Here is a 26103-nt window from a genome sequence, read left to right on the forward strand (position 1 = left end):
CGGCGACGGCGTCAGCCCCAGCCGCCGAGGTAGGCGGCGAGCGAGGGCTCGCCGAGCACGGGCTCGCACCACGCCGCCGGCCCGCGCCGGGTCTCGAAGAGGTCCTCGGTGCCGTGCCGGGCGGCACGGGCCTCGGCCCGGCTCGAGCGGACGCGCACGATCGCCCGCGCACCGGCCTCGTCCGTGACCTCGACCGTGCCGAGCACGCCGACCCCGACCGACGCCACCGCCTCGACGAGCGGCGCCGCGTCCCGCACCCGGACGGGCGACGGCAGGTCCACGGCGACCCGCGCCCGGCCCGCGGCGACGGACGCCGCCGGATCGGACGCGGCCACGACCCGGGCATCCGTCGCGAACAGCGCGAGGTGCTCGTCGGGCACGACGACGACGGACGCCGGGAGCGCCGCCAGCACCGTGTCGACGCAGAGCCACGCGGCCCCGGCCGAGTCGGCCGCGGCGAGCCGGACCACCGTGTCGGGGGCGCCGCCGATCAGTCCGCGCGGCCGCGAGCCCGCGACGGGCACCAGCCGGCTCAGCGCGACCGTCTCGTCGTTCTTCTGCCGCTGTCGGTCCTCGGGGTCGCGCCCGGCCCAGTCCGGGCCGTCGTGCCAGGCCACGGCCCGGGGCTCGTGGGCGAGCAGCGCGCCGCCGCGCCAGGCCCGCCAGGCCCACTCCCAGTCCTCGCCGCCGTAGGTCGTGAAGCCCTCGTCGAACCCGCCGACGGCCTCGAGCAACGACCGGCTGCAGGCGACCACGGCACCGATGAGGTGCCGGTACGAGCGGTCGTCGGCGTCGAGCAGGTCACGGCTCGCCCGGTAGGCGTCGTCGAGCCAGCCCGGGGAGGGCAGCTCGTGCCGGGGGCCCTCGTGCTCGACGGGCGCGTCGTGGGCGACCCCCGTGAAGTCCGCGTGGCGACGCGTGCCGACGACGACCGCCTCGGAGGCGAGCGCCGGCAGGCGCGTCATGGCGCTCACCCAGCCGGGCTCGGGCGCGGTGTCGGCGTCGAGGAAGCACACCACGTCGCCGGTCGACGACCGCACCCCGAGGTTCCGCGCCGCGGACAGCCGGAACCCTTCGTCGGCCTGGACGACCAGCCGCACGCCGTCCGGGACCGTGGGCGGCTCGGGCGAGCCGTCGTCGACGACGACGACCTCGAGCAGCTCGGCGGGGTGGTCCTGCCGGGCGAGCGCCGCGAGGGTCCGGTCGAGCTCGGCCTGTTGCCGGTAGTGGGCCACGACGACGGAGACCGTCGGCAGGGGGTCGGGGACGACGCCGTCGAGGAGGTCCCAGCGGTTGCCCGGGACCCCTCCCGTCGGCCGTGCCGGCGCCTCCTCGTGCCGTCCGCCGACGGTCACGACGCCGATCCCGTCCACCAGGCGAGGTAGGCGGCCGCGACGTCGTCGAGGTCGGGCGCCGTCACCGCGTCGGGGGCGAGCCAGGTCGACGCCGGGTCGGCGACGGCGCGGGCCAGCGCGGCCGCGAGGGCCTCGGGCCCGTCGTCGACCAGCGTCAGCGTGCCCGGCCGGAGCGCCGCCATCTCGCGCGAGTACCGGGTGTCGGGCACGATCGGGCGGCGCCCGGCGCCGATCCAGGTCGTGATCGACCCGGAGGCGGACACGTGGCGGTGCACCGCGACGGGAACGGAGGCGCGGCGACAGCGGTCGAGGAGCACCGCGTCGTCGAGGTAGCCGGTCACGTCGAGCACGACGCCCGCGGCGGCGGCGTCGGCCACGAGCTCGGCGGTCTCGGCCTCGTGCCCGGCGCTGGCGCGCCCCAGCGCCACGACGCCGAGGCCGCCGGCGGGTCCGTCGCCGCGCAGCCGCGCGACCGCGTCGACGACCTCGGCGTGGCCCTTGCCGGGGTAGACGAAGCCGATGACGGCGGCGGTGCCGTCGGGCTCGGGGCGCTGCCCCACGGGCGGCGCGGACTCGACGGGCAGGGGCACGACGGCCGGGTCGGCCCCGGCGACGGTGTGCTCGGCCAGCAGGAGCGCCTCGTGCGCGCTGTTCACGACGACGCCCGCCGCGGCCTCGACGACCCGGCGGTAGCAGTCGCCGCGCCGCCGCAGGTTGCGCTCGCCGTCGGACGGCTGGGGCAGGTCGTGCAGGGTGACGGTCAGCCGGGTGCGGCCGGCGAGGTCGACGAGGCGGTCGGCGGCGGCCTCCGGGGTCGGCCCCCAGAGCCGGTCCGTGAAGTGCAGGTGCGCGGCGGCGGGCGGCCGTGCCCCGGCCAGCTCGTCGGGCGTGGTCGTCAGGTCGCGCCCGACGCGGGAGGCGACGGCCTCGGCCACGTGTCGGGCGAGCCCGCTCACGCCGTGCTCGGCGTCGCCCGTGACGACCAGGGCCGGGACGCCGCGCGTGGCGGCGGTCACGCGAGCCCCAGCAGGGCCAGCGAGTCGGCGTGCCGGGCCAGCCCGGCGTCGACGACGGCGGGCTCCCGTTCGTACCACCGGAGGTGCGCCTCCCTGACCTCCTCGCCGGGCACGGGCGTGCCCCCGACGACCCAGTGGTCGGTCGGCGCGTCGTCGAGGTCGAACGCGTCCACGACGGCCTGCAGGCGGGGTGCGTGCACGCTGTCGAGCAGGGGCCGGCCCGGGTCGACGACGTGCTCGGGCAGGCCGAGCCGGTCGCGGACGCGCGAGGCGAGCGCCGTCCAGATCGGGTTGCCGGGGTGGTTCAGGGTGCGCATCTGGGCGAACGACGGGTCGTCGAACACGTCCGAGACGACGACCGCGTCGTGCGCCTCCTCGCGTCGGCGCAGCTCGTGCAGCGACAGCGCGGCGACGGCGCGGACGGCGTCGACGTCGAGCCGCGGCAGGGGCCGGGTCGTGCCGTCGCGCCGCGCGCCGGCCTCCGCCAGCACGACGAGGTCGTGGTACTCGACGACCGGCGGCACGAGCGACGGGTCGTGCGGCGGCCGCACGATCGCCGACGTCGGGTAGAGGCCCGCGAACCGGATGACGGGCACGGCGACGGCCCTCGCCCCGGGGCCGAGACGGGCGGCCAGCTGCCGCGAGCCGAGGGGCAGGTCGAGGTAGTCGTCGCGCACCGGCTGCGAGACGAGCAAGGAGGCGCGGGCCAGCCACCTGTCCAGGTGCGGCAGGTCGGCGGTGACGAGCTCGTGAACAGCAGGTGTCCTGACGGTGCGGAGGCCGCCCCCGTCGAGGGCGATCCGGAGGGACTCCGCCTGGCAGTTGCCGACGACGAGCGCGACCGGTCCGTCGCCCTCGGGCTCGTCGAGGCCGTAGAAATGCCCGTAGTGACGGGTGCGGCCGTCGACGGCCGGGGTGGGGTGGGTCATGCTGCCTCTCCGTCGGCCCCGCGGACGGCGGGCGCGACGACCCCATCGTGCTGGATGAGGCGTCCCGAGGGCCACCTCGGGCGACCGGGCACGACGGCCCGTCAGCTACTAGTGTGCAAGCAGGCCGCTCCCATCGGCCCCCTCCCTCGACGCGAACCGGTCACCCGGTCTCCCCAGGGTCACCCGAGTCGCCCCGGCTCACCCCTCGACGGTCCCCGGACCGTCGTGTCCCGACTGAGCCGAGGAGGCCCGATGACCCAGACCCCGCCGCCCCCCGGCGACGCCCTCCGCGTCGCCTCGGTGCCCGCCGGTCACCCCTACGTGCGCCACCTGCAGCCTGCGGACGAGTCCGCCGTCGCCCGCCCCGTCGTGCGCCTCGTCGATCCCCTGCCCGACCCCGCCGAGCCCGCCCGCTGGTGGCCGCCGGTCGTGCTCGACGCCGGCTGGCTCGCCGAGCACGCCGACGAGGTCGACCTGCTCCACGTCCACTTCGGCACCGAGTCGTACGACCTCGAGCACCTGCGCCGCGTCGTGGACGCCGCCCACGCCGCCGGCCTCCCGCTCGTGCACACCGTCCACGACCTCGTCAACCCGCAGCTCGTCGACCAGGGTCCGCACCGCTCCCACCTCCGCCTGCTCGTCACGGAGGCGGACGAGCTCCTCACCCTCACCGAGGGCGCGGCCGACGAGGTCGAGCGCACCTACGGACGCCGCCCGGTCGTCGTGCCGCACCCGCACCTCCTCCCCCTCGACGCGGACGCGCCCGTCGGGACGGCCCGTGACGGGGCCGTCGTGGGCGTCAGCCTCCGCGACCTGCGCCCGAACGTCGACGGCCCCGGCACGGTCGCGACCCTGCTCGCGGCCGCCGAGCTGCTCGCCGAGGCCGGCACGCCCGTCTCGGTGCGCGTCGACGTCAACGAGCGCGTCCGCGACGCCCCGGCGCTGGCCGAGGTGCGAGTGCTCGTCGCCGCCGCGCCCGGGCACCTCGCCGTGTCGCTGGTCGAGCACCCCCGGCTCGACGACGACGAGCTCGCGTCGGCCCTCGCCGACCTCGACGTCGTCGTGCTGCCCTACTCGCACGGCACGCACTCGGGCTGGGTCGAGCTGAGCTGGGACCTCGGGGTCCCCGTCGCCGCTCCCCGCGTCGGCCACGTCGCCGACCAGCACCCGGACCCCGCCGACACGGCGTCGTTCACGGCCGGGGACGCCGCCGACCTGGCCGCCGCCCTCGGCGGCCTCCTGACCGCCCGGGAGGGCACGTCGGCCCGTGCCGGCTCGGCCGAGCGCCGCGACCTCGTCGCCCGGCGACGGGACCTCCGTCGTGCGCAGCGCGACGAGATCGCCCGGGCCCACCTGGCCGCCTACGAGCGGGCGGCCTCCTCGGCGTCGGCTCGTCGGCCCGCCGGCCCGGCGGGGTCCGACGCGGTCGCGAGGCCCTCGGAGCTCGTCTCGTGACCGTCGTGACCGACCGCGCCGCCGCCTCCTCGTCCCCCTGGCCGGACGAGCCCGTGCGCACCGCCGAGCGCCCGCGCCGCATCGTCGTCGTGGCGCCCCTCCGCTACCCGATCGCCGAGCCGCACGCCGGCGGCCTCGAGTCGAGCGTGTGGCACCAGGTGCGCGTCCTCCGCGCCCGGGGCCACGAGGTGCTGCTCTGCGCCGTCGAGGGCAGCGACCACCTGCCCGGCGGCCCCGCCGAGTTCTCGCTGCCCGCCGTGCACTGGGACGACCCCGCCGACGCGACCGACTCGACCTACCCCGCCGGCTACCTCGAGACGGCGCTGCCCGCCCTGCACCGCGCCCTCGACTGGATCCGCGACCACGCCGACGAGATCGACGTCGTCGAGAACCACTCCCTCAGCGGCCACGTGCTCTCGCGGGCGGGCGAGCTCGGCGTGCCCGTCGTGTCGACGCTGCACACCCCGACGCTGCCCGACCTGCTCGAGCACCACCGCGCCGCCGTCGAGCCCCGGAGCGCGTTCCTCGCCGTGAGCGAGCACACCGCCGCCGTCTGGCGGGCCGAGGGCGTCGAGGCGCGGGTGCTGCCGAACGCCGTCGACACCGACCTGTGGCCGCTGGGCCCGGGCGGCGACGACCTCGTGTGGAGCGGCCGCATCGTCCCCGAGAAGGGTCCGCACCTGGCCATCCAGGCCGCGCGTCTCGCGGGGCGGCGCATCGTCCTCGCCGGCCGCGTGGGCGACGTCGACTACCACGAGTCCATGGTCGTGCCGTTGCTCGGGGCCGACGCCGAGCACGTCGGCCCGCTGCGTCAGCCCGAGCTGGCGGACCTCGTCGGGCGGAGCGCCTGCGCCCTCGTCACCCCCTGCTGGGAGGAGCCCTTCGGGCTCGTCATCGCCGAGGCCCTCTCGACCGGCACGCCCGTCGCGTCGTTCGCGACGGGCGGCGTGCCCGAGGTCGTCGGGTCGAGCATCGGCGCCGGGCTCGTCCCCCGCGACGACGTCGCCGGGCTGGCGCACCTGGCCGCGGGCCTCGCCGACGCCGCGTCGACGACGCCGGGGTTCCGTCGCCGGGTCCGGGCCGACGCGCTCGCCCGCTTCTCGCTGCACCGTCGCGCCGAGGTCGTCGAAGAGGTGCACGAGGCCCTCGTGGCGCGCCACCGGGCCGCCTCGCAGCGCGGGCGCCGACCTGCGCGGGCCGTGGTGTCGCCGGCACGGCCGTCGGCGACGACCGGTCCTCCGGCGCCCGCGGTGCCGGAGCCCGCGGCGTGAGCGCGCGCCCGGTCGTCGGCTGGTACGTGCACCACCACGGCGCCGGCCACCTGACGCGGCTGCTGGCCGTGCGTCCCCACCTCGACGCCGACGTCGTCGTCTTCAGCTCGCTCGCCCCGCCGGCCGCGCTGCCCGAGGCCACGACGTGGGTGGAGCTCCCCCGGGACGACCACGAGGTCGTCGCCGCCGACGGCACGTCGCGCCGCCCGGGCGATCCTGGCTCGGGCGCCGATCCGACGGTGCGCGGTCTCCTGCACTGGGCTCCGCTGCACCACGACGGCCACGCCGGACGCCTCGCGACCGTGGCCTCCTGGATCGCCGACGCGCGGCCGCGGGCCTTCGTGGTCGACGTGTCCGTCGAGGTCGCCCTGCTGGTGCGCCTCCTCGGCGTCCCCCCGGTGGTGGTCGCGCAGCCCGGCGACCGCTCCGACGGTCCGCACGCCCTCGGCTGGCACGCCGCCGAGCGCGTGCTCGCGCCCTGGGCGGGCGGCCTGCACGCGTCGCCCGCGCTCGACCGCGTCGGCGACCGCCTCCGCGCCGTAGGGGGCGTCTCGCGCCACGACGGCAGGGTCGACGGACCGGCGGTGCCCGAGCCGGGGACCGTGCTCGTCCTGGCCGGCGGCGGCGCCGAGGGCCGTGCCGGGCTGGCGCGCCGCGTGGCGGAGGCCGCCGCGGCGACGCCGACCGCGCGGTGGTCGGTGCTCGGCGCGTCGCCCGAGACCTGGACCGACGACCCCTGGCCGCTGATCCGCGCCGCCGAGGTCGTCGTGTCGGCCGCGGGGCAGAACAGCGTGGCCGACCTGGCCGCCGCCTCCTCCCGGGCCGTCGTCGTGCCGCAGCAGCGGCCGTTCGACGAGCAGCACTCCACCGCGCGCCTCCTCGCCGCTCACGGCCTCGCCGTCGTGCCCGGCACGGAGGGAGCCCCCGGAGGCGCCCCCGACGACGGCGGGTCGGCGACGTCCGCGGACGCCTGGCCCGCTGCCGAGGCCTGGCCCGGCCTCCTCGAGCGTGCCCGCGCGCTCTCCCCCGACTGGGACGTCTGGCAGGTCCGGGGCGCGGCCGCTCGTGCCGCCGCCGTCGTCGCCGAGGTGGCCCGGTGACCGCGGCCGGCGCGACCGTGGCCGTGACCCTGTGCTCCGCGGCCCGTCTCGACCACCTCCTGCCGCAGCGGGCTGCCCTGGCGCGCCTCCGTCCCGCGGTGCCGCACGTCGTCGTGTGGCTCGACCCCGAGCCCGCGCCGGACCTGCCCGAGCTGGCCGACGCCCACCTGCTGCACCTGCCCCCGGGACCGGACGGCCTGCGCCTCGCCGCGGGGCGGAACGCCGGGGCGGCCCGCGCCCTCGAGCTCGGGGCCTCCCTGGTGGTGTTCCTCGACGCGGACTGCGTGCCCGGACCGGAGCTCGTCGAGCGGTACGAGTCGGCGGCGGCCCGGCACCCCGGCGCGCTGCTCTGCGGGCCGGTGACCTACCTGCCCGAGGGGCACGACGACCTCGACCCTGCGGCGCTCGAGGCGGCCACGCGGCCGCACTCGGCCCGGCCCTCGCCGGCCGACGGCGAGACCGTCGTCGCCGGCCACGACGAGTACCCGCTGTTCTGGTCGCTGTCGTTCGCCCTGTCAGCCGAGACGTGGACGACGAGCGGCGGCTTCGAGCCCGGCTACGAGGGCTACGGCGGCGAGGACACGGACTTCGCCTTCACCGCCCGGTCGCTCGGCCTGCCGCTCGTCTGGGTCGGCGGCGCGCACGCGTACCACCAGTGGCACCCGACGACGTCGCCGCCGTGGCAGCACCTCGACGACATCCTGCGGAACGGCCGGCGCTTCGCCGAGCGGTGGGGCGAGTGGCCCATGGTCGGCTGGCTCGAGGCGTTCCGCCGAGGAGGCGGTGTCCGGCCGGCCGAGGACGGCGGCTGGGAGCGCGTCCCCGCCTGAGCGTCCGTGCCGCCGCGTCGACTGCCGTGCGACGGCGTCGTGGCCGGGTCGGGCGGTCGTGTCCCCCGCCGTCGGGTCCCCCGCGTGTACCCCCGTCCAGGGGGCACGGCGCAGGGTTGACGGAGGCCCGGGGCTCCCCCGGCCGCGACGCAAGGAGGAACCATGTACTTCCACGCACAGACCTGGATCAACGACATCGCCGACGGCGAGCCCGACCCCGCGGCGGCGAACGCCCTGCAGGAGGGACTCGGCGGACAGTTCGGCGAGATGCGCACGATGATGCAGTACCTCTTCCAGGCGATGAACTTCCGCGGGCCGGCGGCGAAGCCGTACCGCGACCTCATCCAGGGAGTCGGCACCGAGGAGATCAGCCACGTCGAGCTCATCGGCACCACGATCTCGCGCCTGCTCGACGGCAGCCCGCAGTACACGGGCAAGCTGACGGACCCGCTCGACACTCCTGGTGCGGGCGGCGCCACGCCGCTCAACATCGCCCTGGACACCGGCAACATCCACCACTACCTCGTGGGCGCCCAGGGCGCGCTGCCGGTCGACTCCGTCGGCAACCCGTGGAGCGGCAGCTACGTCTACAACTCGGGCAACCTGCCGCTCGACCTGCTCTACAACCTCATGCTCGAGTCGACGGGCCGACTGCAGAAGAGCCGCATCTACGAGATGACGGACAACCCCGTCGCCCGCAAGACCGTCGCGTACCTCATCGTGCGCGACCAGGCCCACGAGAACGCGTACGCAAAGGCGCTCGAGACCCTCGGGGTCGACTGGGGCAAGCTGCTGCCGATCCCGAAGACGAACGCCGAGTCGTTCCCCGAGGTGAAGGAGCTCCTGGACCTCGGTCTGCAGAGCAAGCAGTACACGTTCGACCTCGACGGCAAGTCGGAGGCCGGCAAGATCTTCCAGGGCGCCTCGCCCTCCGGCGACGGCACGGACCTCACGTCGACGGAGCAGGCGCCGAAGGGCACGCCGTCGACCATCTCGCCGGAGCGCCTCGAGGAGTTCTCCCCCGGCCTCGACAAGGACCTCCTGGCACTGATCCAGGAGACGGCCGAGATGGAGCTCGCCGACATCGAGGGCTTCTACGGTCCGACCGGCAAGTAGCGCGGGGCGTCGGATCGCGCAGGAGAGCCCCGGGGTGCGCCCCGGGGCTCTCTCGTACGGACGGGGCGGATGCTTCGCAGGACCCCGTCACGGCGCAGGCGCAGCCGGCGGCGGCACGAGGCACACGGTGAAGATGTAGACGGCGCCGTCGACGCCGGCGTGGGCGGAGCCGTCCTCGAACCAGGGGGCCTCGGCCTCGAGCAGTCCCTCGACGTCCGGCACCTCCTTCGCCGCGAACCCTCGGGCAGTCCAGGCGGCTCGGACCCCGTCGAGATCGCCCGTGGCCGTCGCGAGCTGGGTCTCGTCCTCGCCGAGGAGGGGCTGCCCGCCGATGTCCTGCAGGTACTGCGGGTCGAAGATGTATCGCCACGAGACGCCGTCGTCGGCGTTGCTGAGCTCGCAGTCGGTGGTCGTGACGACGTCGTCGGGGTCGACCGCGTCCGGGTCGCCTCCGAGCAGGCGCACGGTCTCGTCGCCGACTCGTCGCAGCTCGGCCCCGACGTCTCGGTCCTCGAACTGCCTCTCGGCGTCGGTGGGCGGCGCGGTCCGCCGTGCGGCGTCGGCGATCCCGGCCGGTGCGGCGCTGACGACCGCCGGCACCACCGCGGGCAGACCGAGCAGGACGACGACGATCGACGCCACCACGGCGTCGGGGATGCTGACGCCCGGTCGGCGGTGCCGCACGTGCGTCACGAGCACGGCGAGCGGGAGCGCCAGGCCGAGCACCCCGGCGCCGACGTACGTCGCCGCCAGCTGCAGCTCGCTCGATCGGCCGGCGGGGCCGGAGAAACCGTGGTCGAGGAACGTCCAGGCCGTGATGGCCAGGCAGACCAGGAGGAGGAGGATCACCAGGGCGACGACGCCGCCGCGGTCGATCCACAGCCGGTGCGGCGAGGGGGCAGCCTGCGGCTCGCCCTGTCCACTGCCCGTTCGCCCACCGTGCGGACGGGTCTCTTCCTCGTCGTCCTTCGTCATCGCTCAGCCCCCTCCGTCATCGATCCTCGCTCATCGTGCCGCGTCGACCTGATGGCTGGCGACCGAGCGCCGGGCTCCTCGAGGATCCGCGCACGGACGGGACCAGCGCGATCGGACGTCCCCGCAGGGACACCCTGGGTACGAAGAAAGCCCCGGAGGACCGGGGCTTGACTTGTGGGCGATACCGGACTCGAACCGATGACCTCTTCCGTGTGAAGGAAGCGCGCTACCAACTGCGCCAATCGCCCCTGATCGGGACTCGTCAACACTAGTGGATCGAGGGCCTCGGACGCCATTCGAGGGCCGCTCCGTCATCCGCGTCATCGCCCGCCAGAGGGGCTCGAAGACACGAACATCCCTCGATTTGTTTTCTGCCCGGTGTCTGGGTAGTGTTCTTTCTGTTCGCAGGAATGCGAAACGAAATGCGGATGTGGCGCAGTGGTAGCGCATCACCTTGCCAAGGTGAGGGTCGCGAGTTCGAATCTCGTCATCCGCTCGAGTGTAAAGCTCACCAGAGGGAGTCCACCGATGGTGGCTCCCTCTGGGAGTATCTCATGTGGTGGAGTGGCCGAGAGGCGAGGCACCGGCCTGCAAAGCCGTTCACGCGGGTTCAAATCCCGTCTCCACCTCCATGGACCACCCTCTGGGTCTATGATCGTCTTGCCTCATCGGCGAGCACGAAGACAAACTGAACAAGCATGAGCGATTGGCGCAGCGGTAGCGCGCTTCCCTGACACGGAAGAGGTCGCTGGTTCGATCCCAGTATCGCTCACACACACGAAGGCCCCCGAGAGATCGGGGGCCTTCGTCGTATCCGGGCTGAGCTCGATCCGGAGCCAGAGCCAGAGCCTGAGATCGAGCCCGAGCCCGAGCCCGAGCCCGAGGTGAGAGGCGCGGGGCCGGATCGATCTCGCGACCCGGCCCCGCCCCTGTGTGCACCCTCGGCGTGCGTCCTCCGGCGAGGTCAGCCGACGCGACGGCGCGACAGGCGCCGCAGGACGAGTCCGGCCGTCACGAGGCCGGCCGCAGCGAGCACGAGCACCCCGGCCCAGTCCGACCCGGTGAAGGCGAGCGGTCCGCTCGCGGTCGCGGAGGGGCGCGCCGGCCCGTTCCCGACCGAGCCGGCGTCTCCGGGCGTCGCGCCCGGAACCGTCCCGCCGGCCCCGGGGCCTGCCCCCGGGTCGGGCGCCGTGCCGCCACCGGGCACCGGCGCGGCGACCGCGGTCGTCGAGAACTCGACCCGGGTGGCCTGGCCGACGGACTTGCCGGCCACGGGGACGGTCACGCGACGTGTCGCCTCGTCGTAGGTCCAGGAGGCATCAGGCACGGGCTCGCCGTCCACCCGAACGGTGACGGGACGGTCGGCGTCGGTGAAGACGGCCGTCAGCGTGCGCTGCGCGACCTGGCCCGGGAACGAGCCCTCGACCGGCGCCACGTCGAGCGCGCCGCCGTCGACGGACTGCGTGAAGGTCACGGCCGTGGTGGCCGACGCCGTGGTGTCGGTGCTCTCGCCGTCGTCCTCGTAGAGCGAGAACGAGCCGTCAGCCCCGGTCGCCGTCGTGAGCGTCAGCTCCGACAGCGGAGCCGAGTCGTTGGCGACGTCGGAGCTGCGCGTGGCCACGATCCCGCCCGACCGGACGAAGACGGGCATGGCGTCGAGGCCGGTCGTCACGTCGGCGGTGCTGCCGCCGGCGTGGGTCTCGCCCGTGAACCAGTCCGTCCAGTCGCTGCCCGCCGGGAACCACACGCGGGTCGTCGCCGTGTCGCCGGGCTGCGTCGCGGGGGCGACGAGCACGTCCGGCCCGAAGAGGTACTCGTTGCCGGCGGTCGCGTACGCCTCCTGCTGGCCGGGCTCCTCGAGGTAGACGGGCCGGACGACGGGCACGCCCGTGCTCGTAGCCTCGGCGGCGAGCGTGTAGGTGGTGGGCATCAGCCGCTCACGGAGGTTGAGGAACGACGTCGCGGAGGCGTCGGCCGCCTCCCCGTACTGCCACGGCAGACGGTCGCTGTGGTTGCTGTGCAGCCGGTCGATCGGTTGGAACGTGCCGAACTGCACCCACCGTGCGTAGAGGTCGTCGTCGAGCTGCGTGCTCTCGGGCTCCGCGCCCGGGCTCGTGACGCCTCCCGTGTGCCCGCCGATGTCGTGGCTGACCGCCGAGAGCCCCGTCGAGGCGGACTCCCCCGGCGTGTAGCCGACCTGGGCCTGGAGCATCTGCCACGTCGACGTCGTGTCGCCCGTGAAGTGCAGCGTCGTGCGCTTGTCGGCCCAGGGCCCGGTGGGAACGGCCTGCGGGTTGCCGTAGCCGCCCGCGGTGAGGGCGCCGTAGGCCCGCGAGAACGCGAAGCCCCGGCCGTCGACGCGGTCGGCCATGCGCGTCGCGTACTCCTGGTTGATGAACGCGTCGGGGGTCACGCCGGGCAGCGAGTAGCGCGACTCGTCGCTGCAGCACCAGTCCAGCCAGAACGAGTCCACGCCCTGGTCGGCGATGTCGTCGTGCAGGTCGAAGTAGGCCTGCAGCTGGGCCGGGTCGGACCAGTCGAAGAGGAACCGGTCGTCGCCGTCGGGGATGAGCGCCCCGCCCGCGGTGGCCTCCGCCGCGTCGAGCGCGGGGTCGCCGCGGCTGATGCTCGGGTGCACGTTGAGCGTGTTGTGGACGCCCTGCGCCTCGAGGCCGGAGAGGAACCCCGCCATGTCGGGGAACCGGGTCGTGTCGACCGACCAGCCGTTCCACTTGTCGGGTGCCTTGTAGTCGGTGTCGACGGCGAGCACGTCGAGCGGGACGCCCTCCTCCGCGAAGCGGGGCACGATGACGTCCTCGAACTCCGCCTGCGTGCGGTCGTAGTACTCGCTGTACCAGACCCCGTACGCCCAGCGGGGCAGCAGCACCGACGGGCCGGTCAGCGTCGCCAGGTCGCCGAGGGCGGTGCGGGGGGTGTCGCCCGCGGCGAAGAGGTAGCCGTCCTGGCGGACGCCGTCGCCGGGGCGCGGCGACAGCGTCTCGGTGGCCTCGTCGTAGGTCGCCGACGCGCTGTCGTCGAGCAGCGACCAGCCGTCGGCGTACAGCAGCCCGGGGTTCGTGCGCACGGTGCCGTTCGCGGTGTCGAGGTCGCGCCGGTACCCGCCGAGGGCGGCGTGCGGCGCGAGCAGCGGGGTGCCGGGCTCGACGAGGGCGACGGTGTCGACGTTCACGGCGCAGCTCGCGTCGTCGGGGCAGCTGATCGTCACGTCGTCCTCGCCGGCGGCGAGCTGGACGGGCACCTCGACGGTGCGCCAGAAGTCCCAGCCGCTGGTCGGCTCCAGAGGCACGGAGACGGACCCGCCGGAGGCGGTGGTCACCGTCACGGGACGCGCGGTCGGCTGCCCGCTCGCGTACCGCACCTGCAGCACGTGCTCCCCCGCCGTCGGGACGCCCGTGACGTGGGTCGTCTGGGTCGCCCCGCGGACGAGCCCCGCCGCGAACGCCTCGCCCGAGGCGCCGTTGTGGTCGCCGGCGGCGTCGGCGCCGCCGGCGAGCCGGGTCGTCTCGGCCTCGCAGAGGGCGCCGAAGGCGCAGTCCACCGACGTGTCCGTCGCCGACGGCTCGGGGAACACGGCCCCCGGCGCGACGACCGCGACCCCGTCGAGGTTCACGTTGCCCGAGTCGTCGGGCCCGCGGGCGACGACGACGTCGTGCTCCCCGGCGGTGAGCTCGACGCTCGTGCGGGCGAGTGCCCAGTCGTCCCAGCCCGTGGTCGGCGGCAGGGTCACGGTCCGGGCGGCTCCCCCGTCGACGGTAACGCTGAGGGTCCGCGTCGTCACCTGCGCGTCGCCGCCCTGCGAGTTGGCGTAGCGCAGCACCACGTCGCGGGCGCCTGCCTCGTCCGCCGTCACGCGGAAGCTCGCCGCGTCGCCGACGCGCTCGTAGCCGGCGACGAAGCCGTCGCCGGTGGCGCCGGTGTGGTTCGTGGCCGGGGCGAGGCCCGCGAGGTCGAGGGTCTCCGCCTCGCACCGGACGCCGATCTCGCAGGTCGCGACCGCCGCCTCCTGCCAGGGCGCGGCCGTGACGCGCTGACCGGAGTCGAGCGCGAGGCCGAGGGTCAGGGAGTCGGCGTCGAAGCGGCCCGAGCCGATCTCGTAGCGGAGCTGCGCCTCCCCGGTGTCGATCGTGAGCCAGCCGTCCTCACGGGTCGTCGTGAACTCGGTGGGCGCGAACGCGTCGCGGCCCACCGCGTTGAAGGTCGCCTCGTCGGTGAAGTCGCCGTCGGGCGCCCACTCGGTGCGGACGAGCGTGGGCGACAGCACCTGGAACCGGGCGTCGCCCTCTACGACGGTCTGCGCGGCGGCGACCTCGCCGGCGGCCGGGGCGGCCTCGGCGGGCGGTGCGCTGCCCAGGGCGGCGAGCCCGGCGAGCAGGCCCGCCGAGAGGATCGAGGTGGTCGCGACGACTCGTCGTCGGGCAGGTGCGCGCATGCAGGGACTCCGTCGTCCGGGGATGGGGGATGCCCCTCCGGGGTACGTCGGGGTACGGATTGCAGCCTGGCGATCTTTGCGCACCCTGTCAAGCACGGGCTCGGCGACGTCCGGGCGCGCAGGACGGCCCCGGTCGAGGTGACCGGGGCCGTCCTGGCGGTGCGGGCGGCGGAGCCTAGGCGCGCGAGTTCTCGAGCACGTAGCCCTCCTCGCCGTGCAGGGCGAGGTCGATGCCGGCGACCTCGTCCTCGTTCTTGACGCGGAACCCGATCGTCTTGTCGATGACGAAGCCGATCACGAAGGCGAGGACGAACGAGTAGAGCATGACGGCCACGGCCGAGAGCGCCTGGATGCCGAGCTGGCGGAACGAGCCCGAGAAGAGCAGGCCGCTGCCCGTGGCGAAGAACCCGAGGTACAGGGTGCCGATGAGGCCGCCGACGAGGTGGATGCCGACCACGTCGAGCGAGTCGTCGAAGCCGAGCCGGAACTTGAGGTCGATCGCCAGGGCGCAGACGGCGCCGGCCACGACGCCCAGCACGATCGCCCAGAAGGGCGACAGGGCCGCGCAGGCGGGGGTGATGGCGACGAGGCCCGCCACGGCGCCGGAGGCGGCGCCGACCGACGTGGCCTTGCCGTCCTTGATCTTCTCGACGACGAGCCAGCCGAGGATGGCGGCGGCCGGGGCGGCGATCGTGTTGAGGAACGCGAGGGCGGCGACGCCGTCGGCGGCGAGCTCCGAGCCGGCGTTGAAGCCGAACCAGCCGAACCAGAGCAGCCCGGCGCCCAGCAGCACGAAGGGCGGGTTGTGGGGCTTGTCGGCGCCCTTGGCGAAGCCGACGCGCTTGCCGAGCACCAGCGCGAGGGCGAGGGCCGCCGCGCCGGCGTTGATGTGGACGGCCGTGCCGCCCGCGAAGTCGATCACGCCCATGCTCGCGATCCAGCCGCCGTCGACGACCGATCCGTCCTCGCCCAGGGTGAAGTTGAAGACCCAGCTGGCCACGGGGAAGTACACGACCGTCGCCCAGACGCCGGCGAAGACCATCCAGGCCCCGAACTTGGCCCGGTCGGCGATGGCGCCCGAGATCAGGGCCACGGTGATGATGGCGAACGTCGCCTGGAACGCCGCGAAGGCGATCGTCGGGTAGGCGCCCTGGGGGTCGGCGCTCTCGGCGAAGAGGGAGTCGAGGCTGAACATCGACGGGTCGAAGCCGAAGACGCCGTCCCAGCCGATGTAGGTGTCCGTGCCGGCCGGCCCGTCGGGGCCGTTCGAGAACGCGATCGAGTAGCCGTACAGCACCCAGAGGACGCCGATGAGGCCCATGGCCCCGAAGCTCAGCATCATCATGCTGATCACGCTCTTGGCCTTGACGAGGCCTCCGTAGAAGAACGCCAGGCCTGGCGTCATGAGCAGCACGAGCGCCGCGCAGATCAGCATGAAGGCGGTGTTGCCTTGATCCATGGGTGGTACCTCTCGAGTTCGGGAGCCAGGGGCGCACCGGTCCCGATCCGTCCGCGCGGGTGCACGGGCTGTGATCACGGTCCTCGGGCGGTGCGGTCCCCAGTGTCGCGGCGCCTCGTTTCCGACCGGGTGCACCCGTGTTTCGGCGATGTAACAGGACCGGGCCCCGTGTGAACAACGCGTTTCCCGAGCCCGGGGGCCCTGCCTCAGGACGCGGTGAGCGCCACGAGCCTCGACGTCGCCCGGAGGTACTTCTTGCGGTAGCCGCCCGCGAGCATGTCGGCGCCGAACACCTCGTCGAGGGGCGTGCCGTCGGCGATCACGGGGACCTGGGCGTCGTAGAGGCGGTCGACGAAGGCGACGAAGCGCAGGGCGTCGGTCTGGCTCGTGAGGGGCGCGACGCCGCGCAGCGCCACGGCGTCGAGGCCGGCGACGAGCTTGACGTACCGGCTGGGGTGCACGGTCGACAGGTGCTGGACGACGGCGGCGAAGTCGTCCGCCGACACCGTCCCGCCGTGTGCCGCCACGGCCGCGTCCAGGTCGTCGACGACGACGGCCCTCGCCTCGACCTCGCGACGGCGGTAGTCGTTCCCGTCGATGCGCAGGGTGCGGAACCGGTCGGAGAGCCCCTGGATCTCGCGCAGGAAGTCGGCCGCCGCGAACCGCCCCTCCCCCAGGGCCCCCGGCGGCGTGTTCGACGTGGCCGCGATGCGGGTGCCCGCGTCGGCGAGGTCGCCGAGCAGCCGGGTCATCATCATCGTGTCGCCCGGGTCGTCGAGCTCGAACTCGTCGATGCAGACCAGCGCCGCGCCCTCGAGCTGCCCCGCGGCCCCCGCGTAGCCGAGCGCGCCCACGAGCGCCGTGTACTCGATGAACGTGCCGAAGTAGCGGCGCCCGGCCGCGCGGTTGTACGTCGCGGCCAGCAGGTGCGTCTTGCCGACGCCGAAGCCGCCGTCGAGGTACAGGCCGGGAGGCGCCTCCTGCGCGTCGGGTCGACGCCGGAACAGGCCGCGGCGGGCCGGTCGCTCGGCGGCCGCCCAGAACCCGGCCACCGCCTCGACGGCCTCGGCCTGCGACGGGAAGGCGTCGTCCGGACGGTAGTTCTCGAGCGACGCCTCGGCGAACTGGCGGGGCGGGACGAGCTCGGCGACGATCTCCGCGCCCGTGATGGTGGGCGCACGGTCGAGGAGGGACACGACGGGACGGACGGGATCGGTGGGCATCGGTGCGACCTCGCAGGCGTCGGGACGGGCGCCCGCGGGAATGCCGGGGGCACGATGTGTGTCAGAGTCGGAGGGCACCCGGCCGGGGCGCACCGATGGTGCGTAGCCTCGACGGGGCCGCGCGGCGATCCTAGCCGCCGTCCCGACCGCACCGCCCGCACGCCCGCCACGGCACCGTCCGCCGTCGGCGGCGGCGGCACCTGCCCCTCGCGGGGCCGACCCAGGAGGTACAGCAATGGTCGTCGAGCACGACACGTCCGCACGGTTCAGCGAGTACGCGCACCCCGAGCGCCTCGTCAGCACCGACTGGCTGCAGGAGCACCTCGGCACCCCCGGCCTCGTCGTCGTCGAGTCCGACGAGGACGTCCTGCTCTGGGACACCGGCCACATCGCGGGCTCCGTCAAGATCGACTGGCATCTCGACCTCAACGACCCCGTGCAGCGCGACTACGTCGACGGCGAGGCGTTCGCCGCGCTCATGTCGCGCAGCGGCATCGCCCGCGACAGCACCGTCGTCATCTACGGCGACAAGAACAACTGGTGGGCCGCCTACGCGCTGTGGGTCTTCTCGCTCTTCGGCCACGAGGACGTCCGCCTGCTCGACGGCGGGCGAGCAGCCTGGGAGGCGGAGGGCCGCGAGTACACCACCGACGCCCCCGAGCCGGTCGCCACGGACTACCCCGTCGTCGAGCGCGACGACAGCCGCATCCGCGCCTACAAGGACGACGTGCTCGCCCACCTCGGCGCGCCCCTGATCGACGTGCGGTCGCCCGAGGAGTACTCGGGTGAGCGCACCACCGCGCCGGCCTACCCCGAGGAGGGCGCCCTGCGCGCCGGCCACATCCCGTCGGCGCAGAACGTGCCCTGGGGCCGGGCGGCGGCCGAGGACGGCCGGTTCCGCAGCCTGGGCGAGCTCGACGCGATCTACCGCGACGGCGCGGGCCTCGCCGAGGGCGACGACGTCGTCGCGTACTGCCGCATCGGCGAGCGGTCGAGCCACACCTGGTTCGTGCTGCACCACCTGATGGGGTTCGAGAACGTCCGCAACTACGACGGGTCGTGGACCGAGTGGGGCAGCGCCGTCCGCGTGCCGATCGTGCAGGGCTCGGAGCCCGGCACGGTCCCGGGGCGCTGAGCGCCGTGCCGGGCCCGCTGCCGCGCGCCCTCGCCGACACCCGCGAGGACTTCCTGGCGCTCGGCGTCAAGGACCGCCTGCAGCTGCTGCTCGAGTTCTCCGACGAGCTGCCGGCGCTCCCGGCCGAGTACGAGGGCCACCCCGACCTGCTCGAGCGCGTCGAGGAGTGCCAGTCCCCCGTCTTCATCTTCGTCGAGGTGGTCGACGGCGTCGTCACGATGCACGCCACGGCCCCGCGCGAGGCGCCGACGACGCGGGGCTTCGCCTCCATCCTCGCCCAGGGGCTCAGCGGCCTCTCCGTCGGCGAGGTGCTGGACGACGTCCCGGACGACTACCCGCAGACCATCGGCCTCGGCGAGGCCGTGAGCCCGCTCCGCGTGCGCGGCATGACGGCGCTGCTCGCCCGGGCGAAGCGCCAGGTCCGAGAGAAGTCCGCGGCGTGACCCTGCGGGTGCTGCACGGCGACGTGGCGGGCGACGCCGGCACGGGCTTCTCGGCCGAGACGGACGACGGGCGGGCGCTCCTGCGGGAGCTCTACGCGCCTCCGGCGGTCGACTGGCTGCGCCTCAACCTCATCGCGGCCGTCAGCGGCGACGCGGCCGGCGAGGACGGCACGTCCGACACGCTGAGCAACCCCGACGACCGCGCCGTGCTCGCCGCCATCCGCGACCTCGCGGACGGCGTGCTCGTCGGCGCCGCCAGCGTCCGGGCCGAGGGCTACCGCGTGCCGCGCTCGTCGAAGCTGGTCGTCCTCACCGCCGGGGGCGACCTCGGCGGACACCGCATCGACCCCGATCGCGCCGACCGGGTCGTCGTCGTCTGCCCCGCCGCGGCCGTCGACACGGCGACGGCGACCCTCGGCCCCGACGTCGCCCGGCGGGCGACCGTGCTCGTCGTGGACGACGTCGACGGGCGGGTCGCCCCGACGGCGCTCGTCGCCCGCCTCCGCGACCACGGCCTGCGCTCGCTCGTCTGCGAGGGCGGCCCGTCCCTGGCCGGTCAGCTGCTGCACGACGGCCTGGTCGACGAGCTCTGCCTCTCGACCTCGCCCGTCGTCATCGGCAGCGGCCTCCCGGTCTTCGGCCGCGAGCGGTTCGACCCCTCGCGCCTCTCGCTCACCCGGCTGATGATGGACGACCAGAGCGCCCTGTACGCGCGCTGGCTCGTGGCAGACGGCCCAGCCAGTCGCCGATGACGGCCTCGAAGCGCTCCGGGTCGTAGTTCCAGATCTTGGTGTGCCGCGCGACCTCGAAGACCTCGAGCTGCACGATGTCGGGCCGCGCCGCGGCGAGGGCGTGCGACGCCGTCGAGGGCACGAACCCGTCGTCGTCGCTGTGCAGCACGAGCACGGGCACCCGCAGCTGCCCGGCGCGCTCCACGAGGTCGAGCCGGTCGAGGTCGAGCGGCCCCTCGCGCCCGGTGAGCCGGGAGGCGCGGGGAGCCTGCAGGAGGCGCATCGCGAGTTCCTGCATCACCCGCGGCACGCGCATGGCCGCGCCCTGGTAGCGCAGGGTCGTGCGCCAGTCCACGACCGGCGACTCGAGGACGACCCCGACGACGTGGTCGCGGCCCTCGGCCCGCGTCACGGCCTGCAGCACGGCGGCGCCGCCCATCGACCACCCCATGAGCACGATCGAGGTGGCCCCGTGGTCGAGGGCCCAGCGCATCGCGGCCTCGACGTCGGCCCACTCGGCGTCGCCGAGCGCGTACCGGCCGTCGTCCGAGCGCGGCGCCTCGGTGTCGTTGCGGTACGAGACGAGCAGCGAGGTGACGCCGGCGCGGTGGAAGACGGGCGCGGCGCGGACCGTCTCGGCGCGCGTGACGCCGCGTCCGTGCACGCCGATCATCCACGGCCCGTCCGTGCCGTCGGGCCCGGGCACGAGCCAGGCCGGCGCGGGCCCCACGGGCGTCTCGACCTCGACGTCCTCGACGACGAGCCCCGCGTCGCGGGGCGTCCGCCACAGCCAGCCCCCGATGCGCCCGGCGCGGGCCGTGGCCAGGTCGCCCTCGTCGACGGACTCCACGCGGCGGACCACGCGGCGGCCGTCCGACTCCACGACCTCGCCCAGCCGGGCGTGGCCCCGGCCGTGGTCGAACCAGAAGCTGTACCGGCCCGGCAGCCGCGTGTCCGCGTTCGCCGAGAGGGCGACGGTGCCGGCGACCGGGTCGTGCCCCAGCACCCGCACGTCGTCCGAGCGCCGTCGCGCGGGGGTGACGACCTTGCGCGCCATCGTCACGGCCCCGGCGGCGAGGGCGACCGAGGCGGCCACGACGGTGCCGCCGACCGACACGGAGACGACGAGCCCGGCGACGGCGGCTCGGGGGCGACGGGGACGAGGGCTTCGGGACAACGGGACCTCCGGTGGGTCGGGGAGCGGCCGGTCGGCACCTGCGGCGTGCCGCCCGGCTGTCAGTCGGCTGGGAGCCTAGTCTGCTGAGGTGCCCGACACCTCCTCGCCGACGGTCCCGCCCGCGTTCGCCGCCGCGTGCGCCGCCGTGCGCGAGGCCATCTCGCGCGACGACCTGGCCGTGTCCGAGATCCCCGCGCCCGGCGGTCTGGCGCCGCACGCCCTGGCCTTGGCGGGCGACGTGGTGGGCGCCTCGGGCCGCGCCGACGCCGAGCTCGGCACCGGCCGGTTCGTCCTGCTGTACGACGAGAGCGCCCCGGAGGCCTGGGGCGGCGTGTTCCGCGTCGTCTGCTTCGCGCAGGCGCCCCTCGAGACCGACCTGGCCCTCGACCCCTTCGTCGCCGACGTCGCGTGGTCCTGGCTCGTCGACTCCCTCGACGCGGGAGGCGCCTCCCGGCACTCCGCGTCGGGCACCGCCACCAAGGTGCTCTCGACGGGCTACGGCGAGCTCGCCGCCCAGGGAGACGGCGCGCAGCTCGAGCTGCGCGCCTCCTGGACCCCCACCAGCACCGATCTCGCCCCCCACGTCGCGGCGTGGAGCGAGCTCGTCTGCACCCTCGCGGGCCTCCCGCCGACCGTCGAGGGCGTCACGCTCCTCGCCTCGCGTCGCGTGGGCCGCGACTGACCACACGGAACGACGGAGACATGACCGCCCCCACCACCGAGCCCACGCCGGCCGACGAGTCGTCGACCGCCCCCTCCGTGACGGTCGCGCCGACCGTCGTCGTGCCCCGCGCCGCGACCGCCGACTCGGTCCACGGCGAGGTGCACGTCATCGACGACCGCGACGAGTACCTCGCCGCCGTCGAGGCGATCGCGGCCGGCCACGGGCCCGTGTCGATCGACGCCGAACGAGCCTCCGGCTACCGGTACTCGCAGCGCGCCTACCTGATCCAGGTGTTCCGGCGGGGCAGCGGCGTGTTCCTCTTCGACCCGCCCGCCATCGGCTCGTTCGACGAGCTGCAGGCCGTGATCGGCCACGAGGAGTGGGTCCTGCACGCCGCCAGCCAAGACCTGGCCTGCCTCCGCGAGGTCGGCCTCGACCCCGACCTCGTCTTCGACACCGAGCTCGGGGCGCGCCTCGCGGGCCTGCCCAAGGTCGGCCTCGGCGCCGTCGTCGAGCAGCTCCTCGGGGTGCACCTCGCGAAGGAGCACTCGGCCGCCGACTGGTCGACGCGCCCCCTGCCCCAGAGCTGGCTCGTCTACGCCGCGCTCGACGTCGAGCTGCTCGTCGACCTCCGCGACGCGATGGCCGAGCTGCTCGAGGGCGCGGGCAAGCTCGACATCGCCCGGCAGGAGTTCGCCGCGACCGTGGCCCGGGACGCCAAGCCCCCCAAGGCCGAGCCCTGGCGGCGGCTGACCGGCCTGCACACGGTCCGCGGCGCCCGCTCGTTGGCCGTCGCCCGGGAGCTCTGGCTGGCGAGGGACGAGTACGCACGCCAGGTCGACACCGCGGCCGGGCGCCTCGTGCCCGACCAGTCGCTGGTGGCCGCGACGAAGGCGCAGCCCGCCGACAAGCGGGCCCTCGCCGGCCTCAAGGAGTTCGTCGGGCGGGCGAGCCGCAGCGAGCTCGACCGGTGGTGGGCCGCCATCGAGCGCGGGACGACCACGCGCGACCTGCCCTCGTCCCGCGGCCCCGCCAGCGACACGCTCCCCCCGCCCCGCAGCTGGGCGGACAAGAACCCGATGGCCGACGCCCGCCTCCGTCACGCCCGCCCCGTCGTCGCCGAGATCGCGGAGGGGCTCGACCTGCCCGTCGAGAACCTGCTCACGCCCGAGCTGCTCCGGCGACTCTGCTGGGAGCCGCCCATCCCGTTCGACACGGCGACCCTCGCGTCCGCCCTCGTCGAGCTGGGCGCCCGGCCGTGGCAGGTCGAGGCGGTCGCGGCCCGGCTCGCGGACGCCTTTGTCGACGCCCACCAAGAGCCCGAGAGCGACCCTGCCGACGCTTCGTAGCAATCCGCGAAGGATTCTCCCCCGAGGTGGCGCCTCCCTAGGATCGGACCAGTTCCGAGCACTGGAGGCACTGTGGCCGAGAGATCAGACGTCGTCTTCGTCGACGGGGTACGCACCCCGTTCGGCAGGGCGGGCGACAAGGGGATGTACTGGGGCACCAGGGCGGACGACCTCGTCGTCAAGGCCATGAAGGGGCTGCTCGAGCGCAACCCCTCGCTGCCCCTCGACCGCGTCGACGACGTCGCCGTCGCGGCGACCACCCAGCAGGGCGACCAGGGGCTGACGCTCGGCCGCACCACGGCCCTCCTCGCGGGGCTCCCCCGCTCGGTGCCGGGCTTCGCGGTCGACCGCATGTGCGCCGGCGCCATGACGAGCGTCACGACCCTCGCGGGCGGCATCGCCTTCGGCGCCTACGACGTCGTGGTCGCCGGCGGCGTCGAGCACCTGGGCCGGCACCCGATGGGCTTCGCCGCCGACCCGAACCCCCGGTTCCTCACCGAGAAGCTCGTGAGCGGCGACGCCCTCAACATGGGCTCGACGGCCGAGCGGATCCACGACCGGTTCCCCCGGCTCACCAAGGAGCGCTCCGACCGGTACGCGATGCGGTCGCAGCAGAAGCTGGCCGCCGCCTACGAGTCGGGCGACATCCAGCCCGACCTGGTGCCGGTCGCCGTCCAGACCCCCGAGGGCTGGGGGCTGGCCACCCGCGACGAGGCGCCGCGGCCGGAGACCACCATGGAGGGGCTGGCCGGGCTGCGCACGCCCTTCCGGCCTCACGGGCGAGTCACCGCGGGCAACTCGTCCGGGCTCAACGACGGCGCCACCGTCAGCCTGCTCGCCTCGCGCGAGGCGGCCGACGAGCTCGGGCTGGGCGTCAAGATGCGGCTGGTCAGCTTCGCGTACGCCGGCGTCGAGCCCGAGATCATGGGCATCGGCCCGGTGCCCTCGACCGAGAAGGCGCTGCGCAAGGCAGGGCTGACGATCGACGACATCGGCCTCTTCGAGCTGAACGAGGCCTTCGCCGTGCAGGTCCTGTCGCTGCTCGACCACTTCGGCATCGACGACGACGACCCGAGGGTCAACCCCTGGGGAGGCGCGATCGCGGTCGGCCACCCGCTCGCCTCGTCCGGCGTGCGGCTCATGATCCAGCTGGCGCGCCAGTTCGAGCAGCACCCCGAGGTCCGCTACGGCCTCACGGCGATGTGCGTCGGGCTCGGCCAGGGCGGCAGCGTCATCTGGGAGAACCCCCACCACACCAGGAAGGCGGGGCGCGCATGAGCACCGCACTCGACCAGCTCACCGCCCTCAGTGCCGACGAGGTCGTGACCCACTCGTTCGTCCGCGACGTGCCCCTGCCCTCGGGCGGCGTGCTCGCCCTCGTGACCCTCGACAACGGGCGCGACCACAAGCGGCCCAGCACCCTGGGGCCCGCGACGCTCGTCGAGCTCGGCGAGACCCTCGACGGGCTCCGCGGCCGTGCCGCCCGGGGCGAGGTCCAGGCGATCGCCGTCACCGGCAAGCCGTACTTCCTGGCCGCCGGGGCTGACCTCAGCAAGGTCAGCCAGATCCCGAGCCGCGACGTGGCGCGAGAGCTCGCCCGCCTCGGGCACGCGACGCTGGGAAAGCTGCACGAGGCCGGCGTGCCCACCTTCGTCTTCGTCAACGGGCTCGCCCTCGGGGGCGGGCTCGAGATCGCCCTGCACGCCGACTACCGCACCGTCGACTCCTCGGCGGCGGCCATCGCCCTGCCCGAGGTGTTCCTCGGCATCGTCCCCGCCTGGGGCGGGGCCTGGCTGCTGCCCAACCTGATCGGGATCGAGGGCGCCCTCCGGGTCGTCGTCGAGAACCCGCTCAAGAACAACCGCACGCTGAAGCCCGCCCAGGCGCTCGAGCTGGGCATCGTCGACGCACAGTTCGGCCCGGCCGCGTTCCTCGAGGACTCGATCCGCTGGGCCGACGGGGTCGTCGCGGGGCGGACGACCGTCTCCCGCCCGCACGTTCCCGGCAAGCTCGAGCGCGCCGTGAAGTGGGGCGCCGCGATCTCGATCGCGCGGAAGTCGCTCGAGTCGAGGGTGGGCACCGTGGCGCGCTCCCCCTGGGTCGCGCTCGACCTGCTCGAGGCGGCCCGGACGACCGACCGCGCGACGGGGTTCGCCGCCGAGGACGAGGCCCTCGCCGAGCTCGTGGCGGGCGACCAGTTCCACGCCAGCATGTACGCGTTCGACCTGGTGCAGAAGCGGGCGAAGAGGCCCGCCGGCGCTCCCCCCGCCGAGCTCGCCCGGACCGTCGGCAAGGTCGGCGTCGTCGGGGCCGGTCTCATGGCCAGCCAGTTCGCCCTGTTGTTCGTCCGGCGGCTGCAGGTCCCGGTCGTCATCACCGACGTCGACCAGGCCCGGGTCGACGCGGGCGTCGAGCGGATCCGGGGCGAGATCCTCCAGCTCGCCGAGAAGGGCCGCATCTTGGGCGACGAGTCGAACCGGCTCGTCGCGCTCGTGACGGGCACGACCGACCTCGCCGACTTCGCCGACGCGGACTGGGTGATCGAGGCCGTCTTCGAGGAGCTCGGCGTGAAGCAAGAGGTCTTCGCGAACGTCGAGGCGGTCGTCTCCGAGACCACCGTGCTCGCGACGAACACGTCGTCGCTGAGCGTCGAGCAGATCGGGGCCCGCCTCGCGCATCCCGAGCGCCTCGTCGGGTTCCACTTCTTCAACCCGGTCGCGGTCATGCCGCTCATCGAGGTGGTGAAGGCCCCGGCGACGGACGACGCCACCCTGAGCACCGCCATGGTGACCGCGGCCGCCCTGCGGAAGAACGCGGTCGTCACCGCCGACGCCCCGGGGTTCGTCGTCAACCGGGTGCTCGCGAAGCTGCTGGGCGAGGCCATGCACGCCGTCGAGACGGGCACTCCCCCCGAGACCGTAGAGCGCGCCACCGCGCCCTTCGGGCTGCCGATGACCCCGTTCGAGCTGCTCGAGCTCGTCGGCCTGACGGTCGGCGCGCACGTGCTCGACACCCACCACGCCGCGTTTCCCGATCGCTTCCACGCCAGCGAGGGCCTCCACCGCCTCGCCGAGCACGGGCGCGTCCTCGACCGCGACGCCAAGGGGCGTCGGAAGGGCTTCGACAAGAAGGCCGTGGCGCTCATGGCCGGCGAGGGCACCGCCCTGAGCGCGGACGAGCTGCGGCGGCGCATCGAGGACGGCCTCGCCGACGAGATCGGCCGCATGCTCGACGACGGCGTCGTGTCCGCCGCCGAGGACGTCGACCTGTGCCTCGTCCTCGGCGCCGGCTGGCCGTTCCAGATGGGCGGGGCCACTCCCTACCTCGACCGCGTCGGGGCGTCCCGGCGGGTCCGGGGTCGGCCGTTCCACGACCCCCTCGTGGTCGGCCCCGAGCACGAGGAGCCGACGACGGCCTAGACGTCG

At 74.8% G+C, this 26103-nt stretch carries 20 protein-coding genes and 4 tRNA genes; 15 read left to right on the top strand and 9 right to left on the bottom strand.

Going from position 1 to position 26103, the window contains the following annotated elements; all coding sequences use genetic code 11:
• Positions 1-11: 11 nt before the first annotated feature.
• The 3 genes from FHR78_RS01205 to FHR78_RS01215 are packed head-to-tail and all read right to left on the bottom strand — an operon-like array spanning position 12 to position 3300.
• Positions 12-1355 carry a glycosyltransferase gene (locus FHR78_RS01205; protein WP_166758705.1) on the bottom strand — a complete coding sequence of 448 codons (1344 nt, stop codon included), beginning with the start codon at positions 1353-1355 and terminating at the stop codon, positions 12-14.
• Positions 1352-2371 (bottom strand): hypothetical protein, encoded by a 1020-nt coding sequence (locus tag FHR78_RS01210; protein WP_166758706.1) that lies wholly within the window; start codon positions 2369-2371, stop codon positions 1352-1354. The genes FHR78_RS01205 and FHR78_RS01210 overlap by 4 nt, the downstream gene beginning before the upstream one ends.
• The gene (locus FHR78_RS01215; protein WP_166758707.1) at positions 2368-3300 is read right to left on the bottom strand and encodes a WcbI family polysaccharide biosynthesis putative acetyltransferase; all 933 of its coding nucleotides are present in this window, start codon (positions 3298-3300) and stop codon (positions 2368-2370) included. The genes FHR78_RS01210 and FHR78_RS01215 overlap by 4 nt, the downstream gene beginning before the upstream one ends.
• 252 nt (positions 3301-3552) lie before the next feature.
• On the opposite strand from FHR78_RS01215, the gene FHR78_RS01220 reads away from it, so the two are divergent.
• The 5 genes from FHR78_RS01220 to FHR78_RS01240 all read left to right on the top strand — a co-directional run bounded on the left by FHR78_RS01220 (position 3553) and on the right by FHR78_RS01240 (position 9072).
• Positions 3553-4755 carry a glycosyltransferase gene (locus tag FHR78_RS01220; RefSeq protein WP_166758708.1) on the top strand — a complete coding sequence of 401 codons (1203 nt, stop codon included), beginning with the start codon at positions 3553-3555 and terminating at the stop codon, positions 4753-4755.
• A complete protein-coding gene (locus tag FHR78_RS15495; protein WP_166758709.1) occupies positions 4752-6026 on the top strand; it encodes a glycosyltransferase in 1275 nt (424 codons plus the stop codon). The genes FHR78_RS01220 and FHR78_RS15495 overlap by 4 nt, the downstream gene beginning before the upstream one ends.
• The gene (locus tag FHR78_RS01230; protein WP_166758710.1) at positions 6023-7126 is read left to right on the top strand and encodes a glycosyltransferase; all 1104 of its coding nucleotides are present in this window, start codon (positions 6023-6025) and stop codon (positions 7124-7126) included. The genes FHR78_RS15495 and FHR78_RS01230 overlap by 4 nt, the downstream gene beginning before the upstream one ends.
• Positions 7123-7956: a glycosyltransferase family 2 protein gene (locus FHR78_RS01235; protein WP_347877996.1), complete on the top strand. Its 834-nt coding sequence runs from the start codon at positions 7123-7125 to the stop codon at positions 7954-7956. Before FHR78_RS01230 ends, FHR78_RS01235 begins: the two co-directional genes overlap by 4 nt.
• A 162-nt stretch (positions 7957-8118) precedes the next feature.
• Complete coding sequence (locus FHR78_RS01240; RefSeq protein ID WP_166758711.1) at positions 8119-9072, top strand: manganese catalase family protein; 954 nt, start codon at positions 8119-8121, stop codon at positions 9070-9072.
• 87 nt (positions 9073-9159) lie between these two features.
• Here the strand turns inward: FHR78_RS01240 and FHR78_RS01245 are convergent, their stop codons facing one another.
• Both FHR78_RS01245 and FHR78_RS01250 read right to left on the bottom strand, forming a co-directional pair.
• Positions 9160-10047: a hypothetical protein gene (locus FHR78_RS01245; protein WP_166758712.1), complete on the bottom strand. Its 888-nt coding sequence runs from the start codon at positions 10045-10047 to the stop codon at positions 9160-9162.
• A 175-nt stretch (positions 10048-10222) separates the two neighbouring features.
• Positions 10223-10295 (bottom strand) — tRNA-Val (locus FHR78_RS01250).
• Between the two features lie 176 nt (positions 10296-10471).
• Between FHR78_RS01250 and FHR78_RS01255 the strand changes: the two genes are divergently transcribed.
• The 3 genes from FHR78_RS01255 (at position 10472) to FHR78_RS01265 (ending at position 10819) form a co-directional block, all read left to right on the top strand.
• Positions 10472-10543 (top strand) — tRNA-Gly (locus FHR78_RS01255).
• Between the two features lie 62 nt (positions 10544-10605).
• Positions 10606-10679, top strand: a tRNA-Cys gene (locus FHR78_RS01260).
• Positions 10680-10747: 68 nt separating this feature from the next.
• Positions 10748-10819: transfer RNA gene (locus FHR78_RS01265), tRNA-Val, on the top strand.
• 192 nt (positions 10820-11011) lie between these two features.
• On the opposite strand, the gene FHR78_RS01270 is transcribed toward FHR78_RS01265, so the two are convergent.
• The 3 genes from FHR78_RS01270 to zapE form a co-directional block, all read right to left on the bottom strand.
• The gene (locus FHR78_RS01270; protein WP_208392738.1) at positions 11012-14497 is read right to left on the bottom strand and encodes a TIM-barrel domain-containing protein; all 3486 of its coding nucleotides are present in this window, start codon (positions 14495-14497) and stop codon (positions 11012-11014) included.
• Positions 14498-14672: 175 nt separating this feature from the next.
• Positions 14673-15956, bottom strand: coding sequence for an ammonium transporter (locus tag FHR78_RS01275; protein WP_166758713.1), 1284 nt, complete (start codon positions 15954-15956; stop codon positions 14673-14675).
• A gap of 206 nt (positions 15957-16162) precedes the next feature.
• Entirely contained in the window at positions 16163-17179 is a 1017-nt protein-coding gene (gene zapE, locus FHR78_RS01280) for a cell division protein ZapE (RefSeq protein WP_166758714.1), read from the bottom strand.
• 235 nt (positions 17180-17414) lie between these two features.
• On the opposite strand from zapE, the gene FHR78_RS01285 reads away from it, so the two are divergent.
• The 3 genes from FHR78_RS01285 to FHR78_RS01295 are packed head-to-tail and all read left to right on the top strand — an operon-like array spanning position 17415 to position 19509.
• On the top strand, positions 17415-18314 hold the full coding sequence (locus FHR78_RS01285; RefSeq protein ID WP_166758715.1) for a sulfurtransferase: 900 nt from the start codon (positions 17415-17417) through the stop codon (positions 18312-18314).
• Positions 18315-18319: 5 nt separating this feature from the next.
• Positions 18320-18757, top strand: a complete 438-nt coding sequence (locus FHR78_RS01290; protein ID WP_347877997.1) for a SufE family protein — start codon at positions 18320-18322, stop codon at positions 18755-18757.
• Positions 18754-19509 (top strand): dihydrofolate reductase family protein, encoded by a 756-nt coding sequence (locus tag FHR78_RS01295; RefSeq protein WP_166758716.1) that lies wholly within the window; start codon positions 18754-18756, stop codon positions 19507-19509. Before FHR78_RS01290 ends, FHR78_RS01295 begins: the two co-directional genes overlap by 4 nt.
• On the opposite strand, the gene FHR78_RS01300 is transcribed toward FHR78_RS01295, so the two are convergent.
• The gene (locus FHR78_RS01300) at positions 19430-20665 is read right to left on the bottom strand and encodes an alpha/beta hydrolase family protein (RefSeq protein ID WP_243861995.1); all 1236 of its coding nucleotides are present in this window, start codon (positions 20663-20665) and stop codon (positions 19430-19432) included. The genes FHR78_RS01295 and FHR78_RS01300 overlap by 80 nt on opposite strands.
• 88 nt (positions 20666-20753) lie before the next feature.
• Here FHR78_RS01300 and FHR78_RS01305 point away from each other — a divergent pair, with 88 nt between their 5' ends.
• The 4 genes from FHR78_RS01305 (at position 20754) to FHR78_RS01320 (ending at position 26097) form a co-directional block, all read left to right on the top strand.
• Positions 20754-21347 (top strand): DUF3000 family protein, encoded by a 594-nt coding sequence (locus FHR78_RS01305; protein ID WP_166758717.1) that lies wholly within the window; start codon positions 20754-20756, stop codon positions 21345-21347.
• Between the two features lie 20 nt (positions 21348-21367).
• Positions 21368-22678: an HRDC domain-containing protein gene (locus FHR78_RS01310; protein WP_166758718.1), complete on the top strand. Its 1311-nt coding sequence runs from the start codon at positions 21368-21370 to the stop codon at positions 22676-22678.
• A gap of 72 nt (positions 22679-22750) precedes the next feature.
• Complete coding sequence (locus FHR78_RS01315; RefSeq protein ID WP_166758719.1) at positions 22751-23956, top strand: acetyl-CoA C-acyltransferase; 1206 nt, start codon at positions 22751-22753, stop codon at positions 23954-23956.
• On the top strand, positions 23953-26097 hold the full coding sequence (locus FHR78_RS01320; RefSeq protein ID WP_166758720.1) for a 3-hydroxyacyl-CoA dehydrogenase NAD-binding domain-containing protein: 2145 nt from the start codon (positions 23953-23955) through the stop codon (positions 26095-26097). Before FHR78_RS01315 ends, FHR78_RS01320 begins: the two co-directional genes overlap by 4 nt.
• Positions 26098-26103 lie beyond the last annotated feature (6 nt).

Origin of the sequence: Frigoribacterium faeni (genome assembly GCF_011761235.1) — a bacterium.
Classification (GTDB): domain Bacteria; phylum Actinomycetota; class Actinomycetes; order Actinomycetales; family Microbacteriaceae; genus Frigoribacterium; species Frigoribacterium faeni_A.

What these genes read in the sequence shown, in the direction of transcription:
- FHR78_RS01320 (WP_166758720.1), top strand. Translation starts at nt 23,953, where the DNA reads ATGAGCACCGCACTCGACCAGCTCACCGCCCTCAGTGCCGACGAGGTC.
- FHR78_RS01240 (WP_166758711.1), top strand. Translation starts at nt 8,119, where the DNA reads ATGTACTTCCACGCACAGACCTGGATCAACGACATCGCCGACGGCGAG.
- FHR78_RS01220 (WP_166758708.1), top strand. Translation starts at nt 3,553, where the DNA reads ATGACCCAGACCCCGCCGCCCCCCGGCGACGCCCTCCGCGTCGCCTCG.
- FHR78_RS01310 (WP_166758718.1), top strand. Translation starts at nt 21,368, where the DNA reads ATGACCGCCCCCACCACCGAGCCCACGCCGGCCGACGAGTCGTCGACC.
- FHR78_RS01270 (WP_208392738.1), bottom strand. Translation starts at nt 14,497, where the DNA reads ATGCGCGCACCTGCCCGACGACGAGTCGTCGCGACCACCTCGATCCTC.
- FHR78_RS01215 (WP_166758707.1), bottom strand. Translation starts at nt 3,300, where the DNA reads ATGACCCACCCCACCCCGGCCGTCGACGGCCGCACCCGTCACTACGGG.
- FHR78_RS01245 (WP_166758712.1), bottom strand. Translation starts at nt 10,047, where the DNA reads ATGACGAAGGACGACGAGGAAGAGACCCGTCCGCACGGTGGGCGAACG.
- FHR78_RS01285 (WP_166758715.1), top strand. Translation starts at nt 17,415, where the DNA reads ATGGTCGTCGAGCACGACACGTCCGCACGGTTCAGCGAGTACGCGCAC.
- FHR78_RS01275 (WP_166758713.1), bottom strand. Translation starts at nt 15,956, where the DNA reads ATGGATCAAGGCAACACCGCCTTCATGCTGATCTGCGCGGCGCTCGTG.
- zapE (WP_166758714.1), bottom strand. Translation starts at nt 17,179, where the DNA reads ATGCCCACCGATCCCGTCCGTCCCGTCGTGTCCCTCCTCGACCGTGCG.